The 20,044-nt window shown below is 52.2% G+C and carries 18 protein-coding genes, 3 tRNA genes and 1 pseudogene; 9 read left to right on the forward strand and 13 right to left on the reverse strand.

Going from position 1 to position 20,044, the window contains the following annotated elements; all coding sequences use genetic code 11:
• Positions 1 to 183 precede the first annotated feature (183 nt).
• Genes TGAM_RS11110 through TGAM_RS03465 form a run of 3 tightly spaced genes read left to right on the forward strand, consistent with a single transcriptional unit; the run spans position 184 to position 1,141 of the window.
• Positions 184 to 465, forward strand: a complete 282-nt coding sequence (locus TGAM_RS11110; RefSeq protein ID WP_148206255.1) for a hypothetical protein — start codon at positions 184 to 186, stop codon at positions 463 to 465.
• On the forward strand, positions 462 to 926 hold the full coding sequence (locus TGAM_RS03460; RefSeq protein WP_015858295.1) for a hypothetical protein: 465 nt from the start codon (positions 462 to 464) through the stop codon (positions 924 to 926). The genes TGAM_RS11110 and TGAM_RS03460 overlap by 4 nt, the downstream gene beginning before the upstream one ends.
• Positions 923 to 1,141: a hypothetical protein gene (locus TGAM_RS03465; RefSeq protein WP_048811088.1), complete on the forward strand. Its 219-nt coding sequence runs from the start codon at positions 923 to 925 to the stop codon at positions 1,139 to 1,141. The genes TGAM_RS03460 and TGAM_RS03465 overlap by 4 nt, the downstream gene beginning before the upstream one ends.
• A gap of 263 nt (positions 1,142 to 1,404) precedes the next feature.
• On the opposite strand, the gene TGAM_RS03475 is transcribed toward TGAM_RS03465, so the two are convergent.
• From TGAM_RS03475 to TGAM_RS03485, 3 genes are all read right to left on the reverse strand, one after another.
• Positions 1,405 to 1,481 (reverse strand) — tRNA-Arg (locus TGAM_RS03475).
• 81 nt (positions 1,482 to 1,562) lie between these two features.
• Positions 1,563 to 2,195, reverse strand: a complete 633-nt coding sequence (cas4, locus tag TGAM_RS03480; protein WP_048811090.1) for a CRISPR-associated protein Cas4 — start codon at positions 2,193 to 2,195, stop codon at positions 1,563 to 1,565.
• Between the two features lie 142 nt (positions 2,196 to 2,337).
• Positions 2,338 to 2,679, reverse strand: coding sequence for a hypothetical protein (locus TGAM_RS03485; RefSeq protein WP_015858298.1), 342 nt, complete (start codon positions 2,677 to 2,679; stop codon positions 2,338 to 2,340).
• Positions 2,680 to 2,806: 127 nt separating this feature from the next.
• Between TGAM_RS03485 and taw2 the strand changes: the two genes are divergently transcribed.
• The 4 genes from taw2 to trm10 all read left to right on the forward strand — a co-directional run bounded on the left by taw2 (position 2,807) and on the right by trm10 (position 5,601).
• Positions 2,807 to 3,646 (forward strand): tRNA(Phe) (4-demethylwyosine(37)-C(7)) aminocarboxypropyltransferase Taw2, encoded by an 840-nt coding sequence (taw2, locus tag TGAM_RS03490; protein ID WP_048811396.1) that lies wholly within the window; start codon positions 2,807 to 2,809, stop codon positions 3,644 to 3,646.
• 43 nt (positions 3,647 to 3,689) lie between these two features.
• Positions 3,690 to 3,767 (forward strand) — tRNA-Lys (locus TGAM_RS03495).
• Positions 3,768 to 3,916: 149 nt separating this feature from the next.
• Positions 3,917 to 3,994, forward strand: a tRNA-Glu gene (locus TGAM_RS03500).
• A 497-nt stretch (positions 3,995 to 4,491) separates the two neighbouring features.
• A complete protein-coding gene (gene trm10 / locus TGAM_RS03505; protein WP_015858300.1) occupies positions 4,492 to 5,601 on the forward strand; it encodes a tRNA (guanine(9)-/adenine(9)-N1)-methyltransferase in 1,110 nt (369 codons plus the stop codon).
• A gap of 33 nt (positions 5,602 to 5,634) precedes the next feature.
• Here trm10 and TGAM_RS03510 read toward each other — a convergent pair whose 3' ends face one another.
• The 9 genes and pseudogenes from TGAM_RS03510 to TGAM_RS03550 form a co-directional block, all read right to left on the reverse strand.
• A complete protein-coding gene (locus TGAM_RS03510; RefSeq protein ID WP_015858301.1) occupies positions 5,635 to 6,201 on the reverse strand; it encodes a hypothetical protein in 567 nt (188 codons plus the stop codon).
• A 97-nt stretch (positions 6,202 to 6,298) separates the two neighbouring features.
• Positions 6,299 to 8,965: a valine--tRNA ligase gene (locus TGAM_RS03515; RefSeq protein ID WP_015858302.1), complete on the reverse strand. Its 2,667-nt coding sequence runs from the start codon at positions 8,963 to 8,965 to the stop codon at positions 6,299 to 6,301.
• 194 nt (positions 8,966 to 9,159) lie between these two features.
• Entirely contained in the window at positions 9,160 to 9,657 is a 498-nt protein-coding gene (locus TGAM_RS03520) for a hypothetical protein (RefSeq protein WP_015858303.1), read from the reverse strand.
• 80 nt (positions 9,658 to 9,737) lie between these two features.
• Entirely contained in the window at positions 9,738 to 10,481 is a 744-nt protein-coding gene (locus tag TGAM_RS03525) for a hypothetical protein (protein ID WP_148206256.1), read from the reverse strand.
• Between the two features lie 82 nt (positions 10,482 to 10,563).
• Complete coding sequence (locus TGAM_RS03530; RefSeq protein WP_148206257.1) at positions 10,564 to 11,397, reverse strand: hypothetical protein; 834 nt, start codon at positions 11,395 to 11,397, stop codon at positions 10,564 to 10,566.
• Positions 11,387 to 12,175: a hypothetical protein gene (locus TGAM_RS03535; RefSeq protein ID WP_015858306.1), complete on the reverse strand. Its 789-nt coding sequence runs from the start codon at positions 12,173 to 12,175 to the stop codon at positions 11,387 to 11,389. The genes TGAM_RS03530 and TGAM_RS03535 overlap by 11 nt, the downstream gene beginning before the upstream one ends.
• 41 nt (positions 12,176 to 12,216) lie before the next feature.
• Complete coding sequence (locus TGAM_RS03540) at positions 12,217 to 13,191, reverse strand: hypothetical protein (protein WP_148206258.1); 975 nt, start codon at positions 13,189 to 13,191, stop codon at positions 12,217 to 12,219.
• A 109-nt stretch (positions 13,192 to 13,300) separates the two neighbouring features.
• A pseudogene (locus TGAM_RS03545) lies at positions 13,301 to 13,755 on the reverse strand (class I SAM-dependent methyltransferase).
• Positions 13,756 to 13,835: 80 nt separating this feature from the next.
• Positions 13,836 to 16,763, reverse strand: coding sequence for a PEGA domain-containing protein (locus TGAM_RS03550; protein WP_015858310.1), 2,928 nt, complete (start codon positions 16,761 to 16,763; stop codon positions 13,836 to 13,838).
• A 210-nt stretch (positions 16,764 to 16,973) separates the two neighbouring features.
• Here TGAM_RS03550 and TGAM_RS03555 point away from each other — a divergent pair, with 210 nt between their 5' ends.
• Both TGAM_RS03555 and prf1 read left to right on the forward strand, forming a co-directional pair.
• Complete coding sequence (locus TGAM_RS03555; protein WP_015858311.1) at positions 16,974 to 18,167, forward strand: redox-regulated ATPase YchF; 1,194 nt, start codon at positions 16,974 to 16,976, stop codon at positions 18,165 to 18,167.
• Between the two features lie 63 nt (positions 18,168 to 18,230).
• Positions 18,231 to 19,478, forward strand: a complete 1,248-nt coding sequence (gene prf1, locus TGAM_RS03560; RefSeq protein WP_048811091.1) for a peptide chain release factor aRF-1 — start codon at positions 18,231 to 18,233, stop codon at positions 19,476 to 19,478.
• A gap of 271 nt (positions 19,479 to 19,749) precedes the next feature.
• On the opposite strand, the gene TGAM_RS03565 is transcribed toward prf1, so the two are convergent.
• Positions 19,750 to 19,968 (reverse strand): DUF5646 family protein, encoded by a 219-nt coding sequence (locus TGAM_RS03565; RefSeq protein ID WP_015858315.1) that lies wholly within the window; start codon positions 19,966 to 19,968, stop codon positions 19,750 to 19,752.
• Positions 19,969 to 20,044 lie beyond the last annotated feature (76 nt).

Below are 20,044 nucleotides of genomic sequence, written 5' to 3' on the forward strand. Positions count from 1 at the left end.
ATGAATGTTAACGTGCTCACGGATTTTGTGAGTGGGGTTTTGGTTTCGCTGAGTGCTGGCTGGTCTCTAGCTCACATTTTTTGTGAATACGGGCCTTCATTTATGGGTGGGCAAGATACCACATCAAACACCCTCACAAGCCTGACCACATTCACAAAAACCGTGAACGAGGTGGCGTGAACTATGAGAAGAGACTGGCTTGAATTTGTAACTATACTTGTGATAGTATTGTTCAGTACTTTCCTACTATCGCACACAGGTAATACACCAAACAAAGACACTCCACAGATAAACATAATCAAAGAAGCTAACGTCTCCGCGGGAGGCCTAAGTACAGTTTTCTCATTCACATATAACGACTCCTACGGCATATATCACTGCATCTATTTTGACGGGGGTTATGATGGCGGGCTCTGGTGTGAACGACTCAAAAATTCAACGCCTACAGGAGGAGAGGATAAATGAAGCCCAAAATCGCCCTGCCAGAAAACGAGTTTAAACTCAAAGGCCTCTACAACTTCCTTGAGCTAATCTTTGATGACGATGAGCATAGAATAGGCATAGCCGAAGCCCTCCTCGAGCGGCTGAGGCAGAAGAGGGAAACCTACTCTGAGGACTGGCTTGAAGTCATTCTTGAGTACCTCGGCGAGCAGGACTTGCTTGAGCAGTATCACGAGCTCCTCAACAAGTTCGATAACGGGGAAATCAGTAAGACCAAGATAAACAAGCTCATTGAGAAGGAGCTCCGCGAGAGGGGTTATCCGGCCGCAAAGCTGAGGAACGATTGGGCAATAGTCAAGAAGACACTCATAAAACTTGGGATTGTGTCCAGAACTTCCAACAGGCTGAATCTGTCGTGGGATTTCGTGGAGCGGCTGAATACACTGGCCAAATTCTACAACTTATGGAGGGCTGGAGAAATATGATCAGACTCAAGATTTACAAAGAAGACGGAGTCTGGTGCGTGGAGGATTTAGCAGGTTATGAGGTTGGTTGTGGCAGGACGATCGCTGAGGCCTTCAAGGACTTTGGGGAGAACCTTGAGGCTGCGATTGAGGAGTATGTTGAAGATAACGACCTCGACAAGTTCCACATTTCTGCAATAGCCCTCCGCTATGCCTTACTCGATTGGCTGAGGTGATTCTCATGACCGTAGTCTTAATATTCACCTCCGGCCATTGTCCCACGGGTGGGCCAAAGTGGGCCATAGTGGGCCGTCATATGGCAGGGCTCTCAACAGAGATTTGGTCGAAAAGAAGCGAAAGACGCGCGTTCATTTGTACCTTGATGCAGAAGTGGTCGGCGGTCTCAAAGAAGAGGGCTTTAATCTCTCGGCCCTCGCAAATAAGCTTCTTAAAGAGCATTTAGAAAAGGTGAGGCGCATGGAAGTGATTATTTCGAGAATGGCGGGCCCGGCGGGATTCGAACCCGCGACCTCCGGCTTAGAAGGCCGGCGCCCTATCCTGCTAGGCTACGGGCCCTCGAACTCATAGAGAGGGATGTCTTTTATAAGCTTTGCCCTCCGGTAGGAGATAACTCGGAACCCAAAAATATGGGCGGGTTCAATCCCTCTCAAACCCGTTTCCCTCAGGGTAACATAGATACCTGTAGGGACAGAACCTGCACAGGTACGAATACTCCCCCTTTGGTGGTTTGCCCCGTTCGTAAGCTTTTTTGACGTTGTAGAAGTGGCGCAAGGTCTCCTTAAAGAGTTTTTCATCGTACGGTATTTCGAAGGCCCTGAAGTTGGGCCCCTTGATAACGGGAAAATTGGAGAAATCAAGCTTGCTTATCACAGTTAAAGGTCTCTCGTGGAGCTTGACATAGTAGAGGTACCCGTATTCAGCCTCCGCCCATCTAAGGTACACGTTGAGCTGGGCGAGGTGAGACTCGTAGGGAACCCTAGGGAGGCTTGTTTTACCCTTAATCTCAATAGGGAACTCTCGAAAGGCGTCTATTCTGCCGTGGATCTCAAATCCCAGCTTTCTCGATCTCAAAACGAGGTGTTTTTCCAGCTCAAAGCCGAATCTCTTGTTCAGTATCTCTCCTAAGACACCGTGAGTGTTTATGCCCTGAGTAAGCCTGACCTTCACGTTCTCGGGCCACCTCTCTGGATAGCCCATCAAACGAAAGTAAATGCGCCTCGGACAGCTCAGTGCTTCGCTTGCGTAGAACTCAATGAACTCCCCGTTCATCTTCTTCCCTCCGTCGGGCGGTTCATCGGCCCGCAACCTCCCCGCCCGCTGTCAGCTAATACCGACGTCATCACAGCTCAGACTGGGCAAGGGTCGTCATCCAAAATAGGAATGGGGGGAGTATTTTAAAACCTTAACCCGCTTAAGTTCGAACCCTTGGTCTACCGTGTCTTTTCAGGGAGTAACTGAGCCCATAAGCCGGCCAGAGACTTGGCGGCTGCTCGTAGTGGTGGAGGTTCCTCAGGATCTTTTCAGCGGTTTTTTGATCACGGGCCCGTATCCTCAGCTTTCCTTCCGAGAGGAACACCTCCCCGCTGGGGAGTTTAAGGCGCAGTTCTTTCCCCTTGACCTCGGGCCTCGCCTTCATGAGAAGCCTGCGGTATTCCTCGTACGCCCTGCTGCTGAGATCCTGCTCAAGAAGGAACTCTTTCTTTCCACCAAACAGTCTCGAAAACCAACTACTACCTGAGGGGTCTTCATCCATATTTCTCATCGACCTCCGGTCGATACGTTCTCATTCTAACTCCGGCCTTTTCCTTTTTAAGGCTTTCTCATCGCTTTTTGACGAAGCGACAGAAAACATAATAACGGGCATGAGAATGTTAAACTCGATGAGGAGAGGGACACAGGTAATAAAGCCAAGGATACGTGAAATACTGGGCAGGGAGCTTCCCGCCGAGCTGGTGAACCTCCTGCCAAAGCACTGGGTCAGGATAGGGGACGTTCTCATTCTTCCCCTCAGGGAGGAGCTTGAACCCTACAAACACAGAATAGCCGAAGTCTACGCCGAAGTTCTTGGGGTTAAAACCGTTCTCAGGAAGGGGCGGATCTCGGGGGAGTTCAGGGAGACGAACTATGAAGTTCTCTACGGAAGCGATACGGTAACCGTTCACGTGGAAAACGGCATCAAATACAAGCTTGATGTGGCGAGGATAATGTTCTCCCCGGCGAACGTTAAAGAAAGGGTCAGAATGGCGAAGGTTGCCCGGCCGGGAGAAATGGTTGTAGATATGTTCGCGGGTATAGGGCACTTAAGCCTTCCAATGGCCGTTCACGGCGGTGCCAGGGTCATCGCGATAGAGAAAAGCCCGTACACCTTCAAGTTTCTAGTGGAAAACATAGAGCTCAACGGCGTTTGGGACCGAATGACCGCTTACAACATAGACAACAGGGAATTCCCTGCAGAAAACGTGGCCGACAGGGTAATTATGGGGTACGTTGTAAGAACCCACGAGTTCATTCCCAAAGCTCTGAGCATAGCCAAGGATGGGGCGGTGATCCACTACCACAACACCGTCCCGGAGAGACTCATGCCAGAGGAGCCATTTAGGACATTTAGGGAGATTGCTCGTGAATATGGAGTCGAAGTAGAGAAGTTGAACGAACTGGTCATCAAACGCTATGCCCCGGGCGTGTGGCACGTTGTTGTAGACGTTAGAGTGTTCAAGTGAAGGGGCAAAACTTATAAAAGCTCCAGAGGTATCAGTCGCGGGTGGGCCGGTAGCTCAGCCTGGTTAGAGCGCGGGGCTTTTAACCCCGTGGCCGCGGGTTCGAATCCCGCCCGGCCCGCCAGATCAGTTTATAGCCTTTGGATTTCTCCGGAAGAATTGCACTTTCATCTGGCAATTTTGAGACGTTTACTAGGTTCAAATTTCATTATGGTGGGTTATCTCGCCCCTGCAACGAAAGATTTTTAAATGCTCACCCTTCCCTAATATCGAGCCCCGGTGGTGTAGCCCGGTCAAACATGCGGGCCTTTCGAGCCCGCGCCCCGGGTTCAAATCCCGGCCGGGGCACCAGAATCCTGTTCTAAAGCGGTAAGAGTAGCCTCGTGTTGTGATTGTGAGAATTCATTTTCAAGTTAAGAAACACTTGGGTTAACTGAAAAATGTTAACTGAAAAAATTAAAAACTCAATGAAGGGCAGCCAATAGAGCTGCCAAAAAAGATATAAATATGTACAACACCAAGCTTTTAATGGGGGATACACCAACTTCGATATATAGGATTCGTAGTTCTTTCGTTTTGTCTCACCTCCGTCAGATTTTTCAATCTTTTTTCAAGTGTCACCCCTAAATATACCTTGCCCCCTCCAGCTCTGGCGAAATGACAATAAATTTCAGTACATTTTGCTTAGAGGGTGAATGCGTAGAAAAAGGAGATGTCGGCTAAATCCTCCAACTAATTAAAATCAAAGTTTTGTGACATTTACCAATGTTATATTTGTGCATAAATAACTCATAAACACCCCACAAAAAACCTTTTAACCCCCTACCCGCTTCCCCCGCCCGATGGCCATGAAGACCCTCGCGGACGTTTTCAGGGATGCATTGAGGGAGAAGGGCATAGAGAGCATCGGAACGCTCTCGAAGCGTTTTAGGAAATCCAGAAACAAGCTCCAGGACATTGCGATTGAGATAGTTCACGGCAAGGGCGCAATCTTCCGCGTCCCCGAGAAGACGGCAGTCGCGTGGGACCTGAACGGGAATCGCGTCGAGGGCTCTTACTATGCCTACGCACCCCTCTGCATGGCGGATAAGTTCGAGATGGTTCTCTCCCCCGAGGAGCTCCGCTCAAAACTTCCGGAGTGGCCCTACTTCATAATCGACCTCCAGCTCTGGGATAAACACACCCAGAAGGAAAAGGGCAAGGTCTGCCTCCAGATTAACCAGAGCTACGGCCTTCTGCGCGACTACTTCACGGGGCGAGAGCTGGCGGTAACGTGGGCGAACGAGGAGTTCCGAGGGATGTTCCACGGTCCCCTTGACAGGATTACAGTCTATGATGGTCCAACGGCCGAGTTTTTGAAGGAGAAGGGAATAGACGAGGTAGTTCTCCTCGACCCTTGGGCGGACAAGGTTCTGAGCGAGAAGGACTTTGAGGTCAGGGCCTTTATAATTGGCGGAATCGTTGACACAGGCCACGATAAAAAGCTGACCCCCAAAATTGGCGAGGAGCTTGAAAGGGCCGGAATAAAGGTTAGGCGAAGGAAGATAGTCCTCAGGGGCGACGTTGCGGGCGTTCCTGATAGAATAAACAGAATCCTTGGAATAATCCTCAAGATGCTCGTTGAGGGCAAGTCAATGGACGAGGCCGTTTACGAGTTCCAGGAACCGCTTCACGCACGCTGGCGCCTGAGGAAGGAGCTTCCGAAGAGGGCAACCCGCTACATGGTGGACGGGAAGACCTACCGCGTTGTCGAAAAGGAGCTGTTCGACGAGTACTCAAAGTGGCTCAAAATACGCTGGGAAGACTTTGTTAAAGTTCTCAGGGAGCTGGACTTGGTCGCGCTCGATAGAAAGAGGATTCATCACCTAAACAAGATTTCGAACGCGAGGATAATAAAGAGTAAGCTCTACCGCGTGATTTTGCTCAAAAAGGCCGCGATGCTCTGCTACAACTGCTGAAGCTCACAGGGACAAGTATCGGAAAATAGGGGGTCATTTTAGGTACCCCCTCCTGATGCCGGCAATCAGTAGAATTACTAACAATGCGAGCCTGAGTGCAAATCTCTGGGCTACTGACAGCTTAGGAAGCTCAACATTGAAGTAAATTACCGGGGTTGCCAGAATTAGCGTCAGGGCAAGTACCTTCAGCCTATTTTTCCACCACGGCTCGGGGAGTTTGATCTCGCCCTTCCACAGGTCTCTGGCGAAGTTCTCAAACCCCTTCTTGCCTGTTATCAGAATATCAGTGTCCCTTGCTTTCAGCCTTTCAACGACGAGGTCTTTCACGGTGGTGAGCTCTGTGTCATCAGAGTCCCCTCTTTTGGGTTCTTTAGACATCATGATAATACCTGTATTTGGGATCGCGTAGAAATCACCGAGCAACTTCACAACGACTGCGCTCCCGTACTCTTCGCAAAGACCTTCTAAAATACCTGCCGTGTCCTCTGGTGTGTGGAGCCGCACCGGTTTAAACTTCAGGGATTCGAGCTCCTGTGCGAGAGAAACCCACTCTTCGGGGGCGCGGGCTTCGTCCACGTAGTATACCATCCACTTTGCCATTGCACCACCGGCCGGATTAAAAGTCTGACATCTTAAAAGGATTACGATGGAAAATTGTTCTAAGAGGAAGTTGGAAAAGAGAAAGCCAAAATGGAACTCAGAAGAACACTATAACCGCGTCCTCAACAACGGCAGTCTCGACCTCTTCACCCTCGCTGAACACGGCCTTCCTGATGACGACGTCGTCTTTGCTCAGCTCGACCTTTTCTCCATCAACCTCGAACTCGACCTTTCCGGTCTCCTTGAGGGCCTTCGCTACCTCCTCTGCGTGCTCCTTGAGGTAGGCGGTAATCTTCGGAACGAGCTTGCCGTAGCGCGGACCGACTGTCCTGAAGTTGGGCTTTATCTCGGTGATGCGCTCCTCGAGCTCAGGCTCGCCCCTGATGACCTCAAGCCTCTCGATGTTCATGGTTCCCGCGATGTCCTTCTCGATGGCCTTCAGGGCCTCATAGGAGTCTGTTGCATAGATGGCCACGTGCTTGAGCTTGGCGTTGAGAGCGAGGCCGTGAGAGTTCTTGTAGCGCCTTATTGCGCCTACTATTTCCCTCGCAAGCTCGCCGAGCTTCTCGGCCTCTTCATCAATTCTGTCCTCCCTGAACTTCGGCCAGTCGAGGAGGTGGACGCTTTTAGCGCCAATCCGCTCGCGGAAGAGGTTCTGGTAGAGCTCCTCGGTGATGTGCGGGACGAACGGAGCGAGCAGGAGCATCACGTTGTAGAGGAGCTCGTAGAGCGCCGCTTTAGCCTTGAGCTTGCTCTCCTCATCGTCGCCGTAGAGGCGGTACTTAATCATCTCGATGTAATCATCTGCCACCTCGTGCCAGACGAAGGTTATCAGCTCGCGCGTGAGCAGGTTGAAGCGGTAGCGCTCCATCTCCTCCGTGGCGAACTTGATGAGCCTGTGGAGCCTGCTGAGAATCCAGCGGTCGAGCGGTTCGAGCTCCTCGGGAGCTTTGGCCGGGTCGAAGTCCTCTAAGTGTCTCTCGGCGAAGCGGTAGATGTTCCAGACCTTCTGCAAAAACCTGAAGTTGTAGTCAACCGTCTCCCACTTGAACGGGTGGTCCTCTCCAGGCGGCGCTAAAGCAGTCCAGAGCCTCAGGGCATCGGCGCCGTACTTCGGAATGACCTCGTCTGGCGCTACGACGTTGCCGTAGCTCTTGCTCATCTTCCTTCCATCGGGCCCGGCGACCATTCCGTTGATGAGGATGTCCTTCCAGGGCTTCTGGCCGGTGAGCATGTAGGTCCTGAATATCGTGTAGAAGGCCCACGTCCTTATGATGTCGGTTCCCTGTGGCCTGAGCGCGGTCGGGAAGTTGTGCTCGAACCAGCGCTTGGCCTCCCCGTCGCCCTTGATGGCCTCGTGCCACCTGGTTATTATCAGCGGGGTTATGCTCGAGTCGACCCAGCAGTCAAGGACATCTGTGACGGGCTTCGGCTCGCTTCCGTCGGAGCACTTCCTTGGAGGCTTGTCAAAGCGCGGGTCGACGGGCAGGTCTTTCTCGTCGGGAAGAATTACCTCACCGTTATCGCAGACCCAGAAGGGAATTGGCGTTCCGAAGACCCTCTGCCTGCTTATGACCCAGTCCCAGTCCATGCTCTCGGCCCAGTCCTTTAGGCGGAGGAACATGTCCTCGGGATACCAGTTGATTTCCTTCGCGACCTTGACTATCTCGTCCGTGAAGTCCTTCACTTTGATGAACCACTGCTTCTTGGGGAGCAACTCAATCGGGGCCATACAGGAGCTCCTCTCGGTGTGTCTGAGAACACGGTGCCTTATCTTCTCCTTCTTGTAGAGGAGACCCATCTTCTCAAGGTCTTCCGCAATCTTCTTTCTGGCCTCTTCAGTCTTGAGACCCTTGTAAGGCCCGGCGTTCTCGTTCATGGTGCCGTCCTCGTTGATGGCTATGATGACGGGAAGGTTGTAGCGCTTCTGCCAGACGACGTCCTGCTCGTCACCGTAGGTACAGTTGTAGACCGCTCCGGTTCCAAAGCTTGGGTCAACGTCCTCGTCAGCTAAAACGGGCACCTCGCGCTCGAATATCGGCAGTTTAACCTTCTTGCCGACGACGTCCTTGTAGCGCTCGTCCTCTGGGTGGACGAAAACTGCCACACAGGCCGGCATAAGCTCGGGCCTCGTGGTGGCTATCGGCACGTAACCGGAACCGTCAGCGAGGGGAAGCTTGATGTAGTAGAGGAAGCCTTCCTCCTCGACGTAGCCGACCTCTGCCTTGGCAAGGCTCGTCCTGCAGCGCGGGCACCAGTAAACGGGGTGCTCGGCCTGGTAAAGGAGGCCCTTCTTGTAGAACTCGATGAGGGACTTCTGAACTGCCGCTTTATACCAGTCGTCCATCGTGTGGTACTCAAGGTCCCAGTCTGCCGAATAGCCTATCCTGATGAACTGGTTGCGCATCGCTTCGATGGCCTGCCAGGTCCACTCAACGCACTTCTGGAGGAACTTCTCCGGTTCATCCTTGCTGATTCCGAACTCCTTCTCCACTTTGAGCTCCGTTGGAAGCCCGTGGTTGTCGAAGCCCTGCGGGAAGAGCACGTTGTAGCCGGTCATTCTCTTGTAGCGCGCGACGATGTCGATCCACGTGTGGCTGAGCACGTGACCGAGGTGGAGCGTTCCGCTCGTGAACGGGGGCGGAGTGTCAATTGCGTAGCTCGGCCTCTTCTCGTCGAGCTCGTACTTGTAGATTTTCTCATCGAGCCAGAACTTCTGCCACTTGGGCTCAATCTCGTTCGGGTCGTAGTTCTTCGGGAGCATGGACATCACCCTTTAGGTTTTCAGAGGATGTTCTACCCTCAGAAGGGGGCTTTAAAAATCTTGGCGGTGCTCTTTTGGGGACTAACCAAGAAGCGCGGAATGCTTTGCTAGAGGTCAAAATCAGCGTTACGGTGGACGATAGGCACCACCAGGGTATGGAAGTGGATAGGGGTTTAAAAAGTTTGAGGTGTCCATCAGCGAGCCATGGTCATCGGGCACTTTCTCCTCATCCCGCACTTTTCGCAGGCACTCCGGTGGAGAGCGAAGTTAATCGGTGTCAGCAGGAGGAACAAGAGGAGGGGCACCAGTTCATGCCTTGATGGAGTGAGGAAGTACGCGGCTGAGATTCCGAGAACCGGTACTGCCGTGGCGAGCGCCCAGGTTACCTTAGCGAGCTTTACTCTCAGCTCATAGCTTCTGGAGCCCCGCTCAAACATCAGCGCGGAGAGCTTTCCCCAGCCCGTCGCACAGCGCTTTCCATAGTAGCAGTGGGTGCAGAGGTGCTTTCTGAGCACAACGAGCAGCATGAGCGCGAGGAAAAGCGCATAAACAACTGAGAGCACTGGCACCCCAGAGAGCCTGAGAGGTTGCATGCCGACAAATCCCGCCCCAAAGTAAAGGAGCAGGAAGACGTTTTGAGCAATTACGAAGCCAGGCGGGTATTCCCTGCACTCGACTTCAGGCGTGGCCACAGGGTTCCCCCATCAGTTAGCCGGAAGATTTAACGTTTTGCATTCATTCCAACTCCACTGACCAGCGATAAACGTGGTGGTCAACGCCCATCTTCCCCCACCTGTGCCTGGAAGAACTCTTCGGCCCTCTTGAGTAGGGGTTCGTTCTCGACCTTCCGGCCGATAAGTTTAAAGGGAAGTCCAACAAGTTTCAAACTGAACCATGCTTTGTCCTCTAAGAGGTCGCGAGAGCACTCCTCGTCGGTTAAATCACTCTCCCTAATTGAAACGAGCAGTTTGTAGCTGTCCAGACTTTTAACGAGCACGTACTCCCTCTCTTCCCTCCCGGGCCTTTCAAGTAACTCATAGAGCCCGTCCTCAATGTCGAGGAGTTCTTTCTTCACTACAGTAAGGCCAGATGGAAGAACCTCAAGCTTTCCGAGCTTAACGGTTTTGACTAACCATTCGTACAGGAGGAACTGGTTGTCTTCTTCAAAACCTACCTTTCTGAGGTCGTGGTCGTCCGTGTAACCGCAGATGAGAACCGCCCCAGCCTTCATCAGCTTTCTAAGAAACCTCATCACTTCAGAACTCAAGACAAACATCCACCTGCCGGTGTAAGCTCCAATCTGGAGGAGTGTCATGTCATCCTTCGAGTACGTTTCAACCTCAAGCCAGTCAAAGGAGTCTCCCTCGGTGGTTTTCAGCTCGTAGTGCAGTTCTCCCACTGCAACCAGTCTAAAGCCCCTCATGTCGAAGATGAACTTCAGGTGCTCCTCTCTTTCCTTCCGCTGGTACGCGAGTTCACGAGTGTACCTGAACTCGCGTGAGAGATTCTCAAGCATATCCCATATCTCTCCATGGCCTATCAAACACGGCGAGAGTATAGTATGTGGTTCCCATTGCCATCCCTCCTGGAGTGCAGGGTTAATCTCCCGCGTGTTTGAGCCGAGAGTAATCTCCGGTAGTGTGACCGTTGAATATTTCTCTCACCATCCTTTGCCACCTGTCGTTCTGCACTTTCCTGATATTCGTTAGGGGCAACATGACCGGTATCACTAAATCCCACACAATTTCCCATGGTTCCTCCAGAGACTCATGAATGTCCTCCGGATCCTCGAAATCAACAATCCCGAAGAACAAGATAACAGCATAGCCATCCAATTCCCCAACGAACAGGAATCCCTTCTCGTTAGGGCGCCAGGGAATTGAAACCTCATATAAGCCCTCGTCCAGTTTTAAGAGTTCTTTCCTTACTGCTGTGAGGGCTGAGGGCAGGATTTCGAGTTTTCCAGTTTTAATTGCCTCGGGAAGCCAGTTTATGAACAGGTAAGACATGTTGTACTCGAAGCCGAGTTTCGTCAGGTCTGTATCATCTCGGTAGCCGCATATTAGGAGGGGTTCTGCCTTCATGAACTGTTTTAAGAGCCTGATGACTTCCGAACTGAGGACGAACCGCCATCTGCTCCTCGAAACTGGATGAATTTCGAGGATTGTGTACCCCTTAACCGTGTAAACATAGAAGTCCGCGTTGATTATAACCCCCCACTCCGTAGTCCTCAGCGAAGGGTCAAAGAGCAGTTCACCCGAGACAACGAGCTGAAAATCATCTCCCAAAAGGCCCTTTTCCCTGAGGTAATCCATCCGAGGATCATCCCATTCACCGTCCCGAATCTCAACTTCAAACTCTTTTTCAAGGAAATCCTCAACCTCCTCCGGCTTTTTATCAAACATGAGGTAAATATAGTTATCAACGCCCATCTTCTCCCACCTGTGCCTTAAAGTAGTCCTCTGCCCTCTTAAGCAGTTCTTCGTTCCCGACCTTCTGGCCAATGCGCTTGAAAATCACCCAAGTGATTTTTAAGCTGAACCAGTTCTCATACTCGAGCACTTCCCTATAAAGGACGTCATCTAACAGTCCATCACCAACAATAAGGAGCACTTTGTATCCCTCCACGCCCAGATCCCTGACAAAAACGTACAAGCCGGGCTCGCCGACCAGCTCGTAGAGACCATCCTCCAGCCCAAGAATGTCCCCCCTCACGACGGTTAAGTCCGAGGGGAGGACTTCGAGCTTTCCCTCTTTCACTATCTTGGCCAACCGCTCGTACAGGAGGAATTGGTTGTAGTCACCGAACACATCCCTAAGCTTTTCATGCCCGTAGATGTAACCACAGATGATGAGTGCTCCGACTCTCGCCAGTTTCTTGAGGAGCTTCATCAGTTCGGAGCTCAGGATGAAATCAAACCTGCTCGTCCAGGATTCAAAGTCGATTATTGTTGAGTTTCCCCTTGAAAACACGTTTACTATGAAGCACTCGTGGGGTCCGAACCCCTCGGCAGTCCTCATGACGAAGTGAACATATCCTGTGGATACTAGCCTAAAGCACCTCGTATCATAAAACTTGAACTGCTCCCTGTTCCCCTCATCGCCCTCGTATCTCTTTTCTTCAAGGTACCCGAACTCCTCCTTAAGCCTCGTCAACACTTCCTCCCAAGGCTTATCAAACACTGCAACGATGCTCTTACAATCCCCCACACGACCACCCCCGGCAGTTCAAAAAATATTTGGGAAAAGGTTTAATTAAACTCCGAAGTCAGCTGAACCAGCTCAACGTCCACTCCAAACCGGGACTTCGCATTTCGTATAGCTTCCATGACCCGATAGTGCTGTCCCGGACTGAAGACGTCCCTTGAGTAGTACACGTAGATTTTCCTGACGCCCCTGCTCTTAGCATACTTCGCCTGGGTCAATATTTGCTCGGGCCTTATACCACCAAAGCACTCAATATAAACTCGACCTAAGTTTACCCTGTCCAGTACAAACCTTCCCTTATAGAAACCGTCTCCAATCCCGCGCTTGATTTTTGTGAAGAGTCTGTCTCCACCGGGAACACCCTTTATGTCATTGATGACTCTTTCGAGCTTCTTAACGTCCCAGCCTTTCTCGATTATAATCTTCTGCAATATTACACTTCTAATGCCGAGACTCTCAAGTCCCTGCATTGCCTTGACTACCTCATCAAAGTCTTCTCCCTTCTTCAATCCCCCGTCCCTTACCACGTATTTTTCGACTATCTTTGAGATGTACCCCTTCCCGAGCTTGTTCGCCACCCATTCAGCCACCTCTTTAGAGGCGTACGTGATTTCCTTGACAACTTTGTTGTCCTTGAACAGGCCGATTAGCACTTTATTGCGGCTGATCACTTTAATTCCGAGTTCTGCTCCCTTGATTCCAAGTTTCTCTGCAATCTTCTCAGGGTCGATGAACATCGTGACTGCATCGTAGACTGCCGCAACTTCTGGAGAGATGTAGTGCTCAAGGAACCAGTGAACGGCCAAGTCAAGTATTATGAGACCTATAATCCACCAGAACTGCGGCCGAATCTCGTCTCCAGGCTGTTTCTCCGGACCGAACTCCGGGGGAACCGCTACTGTATTGTTAACCGTCGCGTTAACAAAGGTGGCAGTGGCACTGGCACCACTAACTGTCATTCCAAGGAATAGCAACACGAGGGCCAGGGCGAGAACCCTTCGCCAGCCCAGGCGGAGCACCTCCTTAGAGTTGCCCGCACGGACAATAAATCCAGAACTTAAAAATTTTTCTATTGGAAGTTTTAACAAGGCAAAAGCAATCAAAAGAGGATTACTTTTTAAAATTGCATTATTTCACCGCCACCAGCCAGTACCGCCGGTCGTTGGGCCTCAGCTCGTGCCCGTCCCCGTAGATTTGGGACCTTCCCGAAGTGCTTTTCCGCCAGAAGTCTCATCTCTCTTACGGTGTAAATGTTCAGTTCGTCGTCCACCATGAAGACCCTAACGCTCCCGTCAGGCTTCACTATCTGCACGAGCCTCTTGAAGTGGAGTTTTGGCCTTCCGCCTTGCAACGGCGAGCATCTCCTCGTGGAGATCAAGGCCCATAACCCGATACCCGCGCCTTGCCAGTTCGAGCGTCGGAATCCCGGTTCCGCAGGCGAGGTCTAAGATTTTCCTCACTTCTCGTTCGGCTTCATTCTGAAATAATTTCTCCACGAAGTCTATCTCCCGAGAAACCCGCTCGGCCCTTCTCCTATAAATCGCGTCGTAGTACTCGGCCAGAACGGTGTAGAGCTCGTGCATGGTACCACCAGAAAAGTTTCAGCGTTTCCCGATAAAAGCCTGTCTTGAAACTTGTAGAAAACAAAAAGAGGGGAAGAGGGTCACTTTCTCCTCCTGAGGAGGAGTGGGATTATTGCGAGGCCTATGAGGGCCGCTGGACCGCAGATCTTGGTGCCTCCACCGCCCTTAGAAGTCGTCGTAGTCGTAGTAGTGGTCGTAGTAGTCGTGGTGGTCGTGTGGAGCGGGGTGAGCTTGTAGTTGAGCTTGAGCTCCTTTCCTGCCTCAACTGTTATCTCGTGGGTCTCCTCCTTGTAACCCTCCTTCTTGATGACGATCGTGTGTTTGCCAACGGTCAGAACATACTGCTCGAGCGGAGTCTCCCCGACTTTCTGACCGTCAATGTAGACCTCGGCCCCGCTTGGATCGGTAGTTATTGTTATCATTCCTGTCTTCGGTGAGAGCTCAACGTTGAAGGTGAGCTCCTTACCCTCCTGGATTGAGACGTTGAATACTTCATCCTTATAGCCCTCCTTCTTGATGAGAACCTGGTGTAAACCGATCGGTAGGACGTAGTGCTCGAGCGGGGTTTCACCAACCTTCTGACCGTCGATGTAGACTTCAGCTCCACTCGGGTTGCTGTTGATCGTTATCATTCCGGTCTTCGGTGAGAGCTCGACGTGGAATGTCAGGAGCTTTCCAGCCTGGATTGAGACGTTGAAGACCTCATCCTTGTAGCCGGGCATCTTGACTATGACCTGGTGCAGGCCAACGGGCAGGGTGTAGTTCTCGAGCGGAGTCTTACCGACCTCATTACCGTCGATTATCACCGTTGCGTTCGTGGGCTCGCTGGTTATTGTGAGTTTGCCTTTGAGTACCTCCAGTGTGGCGTTTACAAGGGTGACTTCCTTGGGCTCAACTGTTACGGTCTCCTTGTACTCATGATAGTTGCGCATGCTCACGGTTACGTTGTGCTCGCCAGCTGGGACGAGGTAGTACTTGAGGGGCGTGGTTCCAACGCTCTCCCCATCAATGCTGACTTCGGCACCGCTCGGGGTTGAAATGACCGTGAGGAAGCCGTAGTTCTCTGAGACGGGTATCATGTCAACGGTGGCAAGCTTCTTGTCCTTGGCGTCGTAGCCGCTGAGCTGTTCTTCCTGGGTTGGGTGGAACCACTCTGGAACGAGGAGGTCCATGACGCGTGGGGCGACGCCGGCTATGATAGCGTCAGAGTCACCGCCACCAACCCTCCACTGTGCAGCCTCAACTTGAACATCACGCCACTCATCAACACCGTAACCGTCCTGGCTGCCAACGAGAACGGCGTAGAATGTGTCCTCAGTGAAATTAAGATACTCTCTCGGAACTTTGACGATAATGGTGTTGGTGGAGAGGTCGGCATTGGCTTCAATGTCAACGGTGCTCATGTTTGGAAGGACGAGCTTTGACGTCCAGCCGGTTACTCTAAAGGCGAGATCCCACGGCCTGTTGAACTGTACGTTCGCTCCGGGCCCGTTGTCGGCCAGTTTGATGGCTGAGGTGTTGCCTCCGTCCTTGAAGTCGAAGTAAGCTTCGATTATCTGGTAGCTGAAGCCGTTCGGCCCGTTCCACTGGTTGTCACCGAGGTTCTTGAAGTGGAAGTAGAATACGTAGTCGTTTGGAGTCTCGTAAACGTCCATTCCGGTTATGTCGAAGAGTCCGGTCCTGTTGAAGACTGGATCAGTCGGGTAGGTGTAGGTTCCCGGACCGTGATCGTCACCCTCTGGGTCAGAAACGCTGAGAACCGGCGCTATCGCCTTCAGGGAGCTGAACTCCGCCGTAGTGTTTATGAACTCGGCGTTAGTTTCAACGACACTCGACTCAACCGGGCTGAGGATCAGGTGGGCGCTGTTAACGCTCAGGTTGACATCCTCACCAGTTATATCGACCGGAGCAACAAGTTCGCAGGACGGTATGGTGAGATCGCCTGCGGGAACGGCCATGGCGAGGGCGTTGTCGCTCATCACTCCCGCGAGGAAGGCCTTCTCATCGCCAAGTGCAAGCCCGTTGAAGGCCCCGCTGCCATAGGTTACGGCCTTTATGACGTTTCCGTCTCCATCAAGCTTCATGACCAGTGTTTTTCCGCCCATCTCGCCTGCGGCAATGATGTAGTCGCCGTCCCTGTAGAGGGCCCTTATCTGAACTCCTCTGTAGAGCTTCTCCCACTTGAGGTGTCCGAAGTAATCAAACTTGACGAGCAGGCTTCCATCACTGGTTATGACAGCGGTTACGGTCCCCTTTTTCGCGGGGGCTATTGCAACGGCTTTTCCGCTGGTTTCTATGACGTTCTGCCAGTATGTCTTGCTCCCGTCTCCCTTGAACTTAACGACGAGAGGGGCGCCGTTGAGCCAGCCGACGGCGTAGTAGTATTTGTAGTCCTTGAGAACGTTTGTGAAGCCGTAGCTTCCCTCGCCCTTAAGAACGGCCTCCCAGTTAACGCTTCCGTTCTCGTCGAAGGTGACGATCCACGGGAACCCGTTGTAGGTTCCAACGAACGCGTCTCCGGAAACGGCGACTGCCTTCTGGTCTCCATCGCCGCCGATGGCCTTCTGCCACACCACGTTTCCATCCTCGTCGAACTTGACGAGCCAGGCATCGTTCTGGGAGATCTCAGCCCCGTTGGCCCATCCAACGGCTATGTATCCATCTCCGGTGGCTTCAATATCGTTGAAGCCGTAGTTGCCCGTTGCAGCCTTCTGCCAGGCTATGCTTCCATCGTCGTTGACCTTAACTATCCATGCGCTTGAGTGGTCAACCCCGGCTCCGTTGAGCCAGCCAATGAAAGCCAGGCCGGAATCAGAGTAAGCCAGTGAAAGTGCTTCGCTCCTTTCGGCCGTGTACGTGGCGGCCCAGAAGAAACCCGTTGATTCTGAGGCACTGACGAATCCGGCATTCGCTCCGAACCCTATAATACCTCCAAGCAGCAGAAGCATCAGCGGAAGCGCTTGTAATTTCCTGCGCCAAATCTCTTTAAATCCCTTCTTGGATTTCACAACACTTCACCTCCCCTGAGGGGTTCAGTTCTCTTTAAGGGCGTTTGTGCTTTTAACTCTATTGCCTATGGCCGGTTGTGGCCGGACTAAGGTTTGGGGACGACCTAAATAAAATTAACGTTCTTCAGAAATTTTTGGCGTTTCTGGAGAAGTTATGGCCGAACCGCAATCCCTTAAAACCCTCTCGCGGTACTTCCTTAGGTGAATGAAATGGAGATAGGTGTCGTTGGAAAGCCAAACGTGGGGAAGTCAACGTTCTTCTCGGCTGCAACGCTCGTTGACGTTGACATAGCGAACTACCCCTTCACGACCATCGACGCCAACGTCGGCGTGAGCTATGCCATAGCGGAGCACCCCTGCAGGGAGCTCGGCTGTAAGCCAAACCCCCAGAACTACGAGTACCGCGAGGGGAAGGCCCTGATTCCGATAAAGATGATTGACGTTGCCGGTCTCGTCCCCGGAGCTCATGAAGGGCGCGGACTGGGCAACAAGTTCCTTGACGACCTCAGGATGGCTTCAGCTCTAATACACGTCATAGATGCCACCGGAAAGACCGACGCCGAGGGTCAGCCAACGGATTACCACGACCCCGTTGAGGACATCGAGTTCCTCGAGAGGGAGATAGACTACTGGATTTACGGAATCCTCAAGAAGGGCTGGGAGAAGTTCGCGAAGAGGATTAAGCTCCAGCACATGAAATTAGAACAGGCAATCGCCGACCACCTCTCCGGAATCGGAGTAACCGAGGAGGACGTCTGGGAGGCCCTTCACAAGGTGGGACTCCCAAGCGACCCGACCAAGTGGAGCGACGAGGATTTGCTCTCGTTCGTCCGCGAGCTGAGAAAAATAAACAAACCGATAATAATAGCCGCGAACAAGGCCGACGCGGCAAGCGACGAGGGAATCAAGAGGCTCATCGAGGAGGGAAAGAAGAGGGGCTACATCGTCGTTCCCACTTCTGCCGCCGCGGAGCTGACCCTCAGGAAGGCGGCAAAGGCGGGCTTCATCGAGTACATTCCGGGCTCGAGCGATTTCAAGATTCTCAAGAAGATGAACCCCAAGCAGGAAAAAGCTCTGGAGCTGATTAAGGAGAAAGTCCTCGACCGCTTCGGCTCGACCGGCGTCCAGGAGGTCATAAACAGGGCCGTCTTCGAGCTGCTCAACCTAATTCCGGTTTATCCCGTTCAGGACGAGAACAAGCTCACCGACCAGTTCGGCAACGTCCTACCGCACGTCTACCTGCTCCCGAAGGGCTCGACGCCGAGGGATCTGGCCTATAAGGTCCACACCGACCTCGGAAGGACTTTCCTCTACGCGGTGAATGCCAGAACGAAGAGGCGCGTTGGGGAGGACTACGAGCTTCAGTTCAACGACATCATAAAAATCGTCGCAACGGCTAGGTGACCTCCAAACCTTTATAAATTTCCCTTTTCTATGCCTCTCTGCGAGAAAATAGGGGTGATGCTCATGTCTCACAAGTCAGCGGAAATGTACGAGCTCAAAAAGAAGGTTGAGGAGCTGAAGAAGTATCGAGGTCGAGCGACCGAACTCGTCAGCCTTTACATTCCAGCGGGCTACGACATAAACAAGGTCATGCAGCAGTTGCGAGAGGAGTACGGAACGGCCCAGAACATCAAGAGCAAGTCCACCCGAAAGAACGTTTTGGGAGCGCTTGAAAGGGCGATGCAGCACCTCAAGCTCTACCGCAAGACCCCGGAGAATGGCCTCGCTTTGTTCGTCGGCAACGTCAGCGAGCAGGAAGGAGTGAGCGACATAAGGCTCTGGGCCATAGTCCCGCCTGAACCGCTCAAGGTCCGCCTTTATCGATGTGACCAGACCTTCGTCACCGAACCGCTCGAGGAGATGCTCCGCGTTAAAGATGCGTACGGCCTCATAACCGTGGAGAAGAACGAGGCGACGATAGGCCTCCTTAGGGGCAAGAGGATTGAGGTCATAGACGAGCTCACCTCGAACGTCCCGGGAAAGACGAGGGCTGGTGGTCAGTCGGCGAGGCGTTACGAGAGGATTCGCGAGCAGGAAACTCACGAGTTCATGAAGCGCATCGGCGAGCACGCCAACAAGGCCTTTCTCCCGCTCCTTGAGAAGGGTGAGCTGAGGGGAATCATCATCGGCGGCCCCGGGCCGACCAAGGAGGAGTTCGTTGAAGGCGATTACCTTCACCACGAGCTGAGGAAGAAGGTCATCGGCGTCGTCGACATAAGCTACCACGGCGAGTACGGCCTAAGGGAGCTCGTCGAGAAGGCCAGCGACATACTCAGGGATCACGAGGCCGTAAAGGAGAGGAAGCTCATCCAGGACTTCTTCAAGCACCTCGTCAAGGACACGGGGATGATAACCTACGGTGAGAAAGAAGTCAGGCAAGCGCTTGAGCTCGGCGCCGTTGACACGCTCCTCATCAGTGAGGGCTACGATAAGGTCCGCGTCAGGGCAAAGTGCAACAACTGTGGCTGGAGCGAGGAGAAGACGATGAGCGAGCAGGAATTCCACGTCTACAAGAAGAAGCTGACCCACTGTCCCAAGTGTGGCAGTCAGAACATAACCTTCGAGAAGTGGGACGTCGCGGAGGAGCTCATCAAGATGGCAGAGGAAGCCGGTTCAAACGTGGAGATAATTTCCCTCGACACCGAGGAGGGACAGCAGTTCTACAAGGCCTTTGGCGGGCTTGGAGCGTTTCTGAGGTACAAGATTCACTGAGCTATTTGTATGCATCTTCCCTTTTCTTAACCTTGTGAATTAGAATCCTACGGGCCTTCCAGTTCACAGAATAGATAATGCGGTATTCGCCGATTCTAACATGGTAAATATCAAGGTCTCCCGAGCCTTTAAGTTTAATTATGTCAAATTTGTCCCGGGGGGACTGCCTCATATCTAAGCGCGTCCTTTAACTCCAAAAATTTTCTGAGGTTAGCCTTCGGTAAGGACTTCAGAGCCTTAATTGCCTCTTTCTTTATTTTGACCTCGAAAGTCATGAGTCTTCCTCCAGAATCCGCTCAAGCTCGTCCGCGTCAATCCAGTTCTCTTCCTTGAAATCTCTTGCTTCTCTTTCTATCTTATCAAGTTCTTCATCGGATACTTCACCCCTCACAATGGGAACCAGCATAGCCTCAAGACGCTGGATTTCCACCTTCAGGCGCTCAAGCTCTTCCATAACGTAACGCACGTTGACATCTCTTACCCGCTCCATGTTCTCACCACTTTGAATTCTTTCGGCATGATATTTTAATTTTCCCTTTGATTCGCTCGTTCAAATGATGATAATA

The sequence above is a fragment of the Thermococcus gammatolerans EJ3 genome (assembly GCF_000022365.1).
Taxonomy (GTDB): domain Archaea; phylum Methanobacteriota_B; class Thermococci; order Thermococcales; family Thermococcaceae; genus Thermococcus; species Thermococcus gammatolerans.

Excerpts from the sequence above, each read along its gene's own strand:
- TGAM_RS11110 (WP_148206255.1), top strand. The coding sequence starts at position 184 with ATGAGAAGAGACTGGCTTGAATTTGTAACTATACTTGTGATAGTATTG.
- TGAM_RS03460 (WP_015858295.1), top strand. The coding sequence starts at position 462 with ATGAAGCCCAAAATCGCCCTGCCAGAAAACGAGTTTAAACTCAAAGGC.
- TGAM_RS03465 (WP_048811088.1), top strand. The coding sequence starts at position 923 with ATGATCAGACTCAAGATTTACAAAGAAGACGGAGTCTGGTGCGTGGAG.
- cas4 (WP_048811090.1), bottom strand. The coding sequence starts at position 2,195 with ATGAACGGGGAGTTCATTGAGTTCTACGCAAGCGAAGCACTGAGCTGT.
- TGAM_RS03485 (WP_015858298.1), bottom strand. The coding sequence starts at position 2,679 with ATGGATGAAGACCCCTCAGGTAGTAGTTGGTTTTCGAGACTGTTTGGT.
- taw2 (WP_048811396.1), top strand. The coding sequence starts at position 2,807 with ATGAGGAGAGGGACACAGGTAATAAAGCCAAGGATACGTGAAATACTG.
- trm10 (WP_015858300.1), top strand. The coding sequence starts at position 4,492 with ATGAAGACCCTCGCGGACGTTTTCAGGGATGCATTGAGGGAGAAGGGC.
- TGAM_RS03510 (WP_015858301.1), bottom strand. The coding sequence starts at position 6,201 with ATGGCAAAGTGGATGGTATACTACGTGGACGAAGCCCGCGCCCCCGAA.
- TGAM_RS03515 (WP_015858302.1), bottom strand. The coding sequence starts at position 8,965 with ATGCTCCCGAAGAACTACGACCCGAACGAGATTGAGCCCAAGTGGCAG.
- TGAM_RS03525 (WP_148206256.1), bottom strand. The coding sequence starts at position 10,481 with ATGCTTGAGAATCTCTCACGCGAGTTCAGGTACACTCGTGAACTCGCG.
- TGAM_RS03530 (WP_148206257.1), bottom strand. The coding sequence starts at position 11,397 with ATGGGCGTTGATAACTATATTTACCTCATGTTTGATAAAAAGCCGGAG.
- TGAM_RS03555 (WP_015858311.1), top strand. The coding sequence starts at position 16,974 with ATGGAGATAGGTGTCGTTGGAAAGCCAAACGTGGGGAAGTCAACGTTC.
- prf1 (WP_048811091.1), top strand. The coding sequence starts at position 18,231 with ATGTCTCACAAGTCAGCGGAAATGTACGAGCTCAAAAAGAAGGTTGAG.
- TGAM_RS03565 (WP_015858315.1), bottom strand. The coding sequence starts at position 19,968 with ATGGAGCGGGTAAGAGATGTCAACGTGCGTTACGTTATGGAAGAGCTT.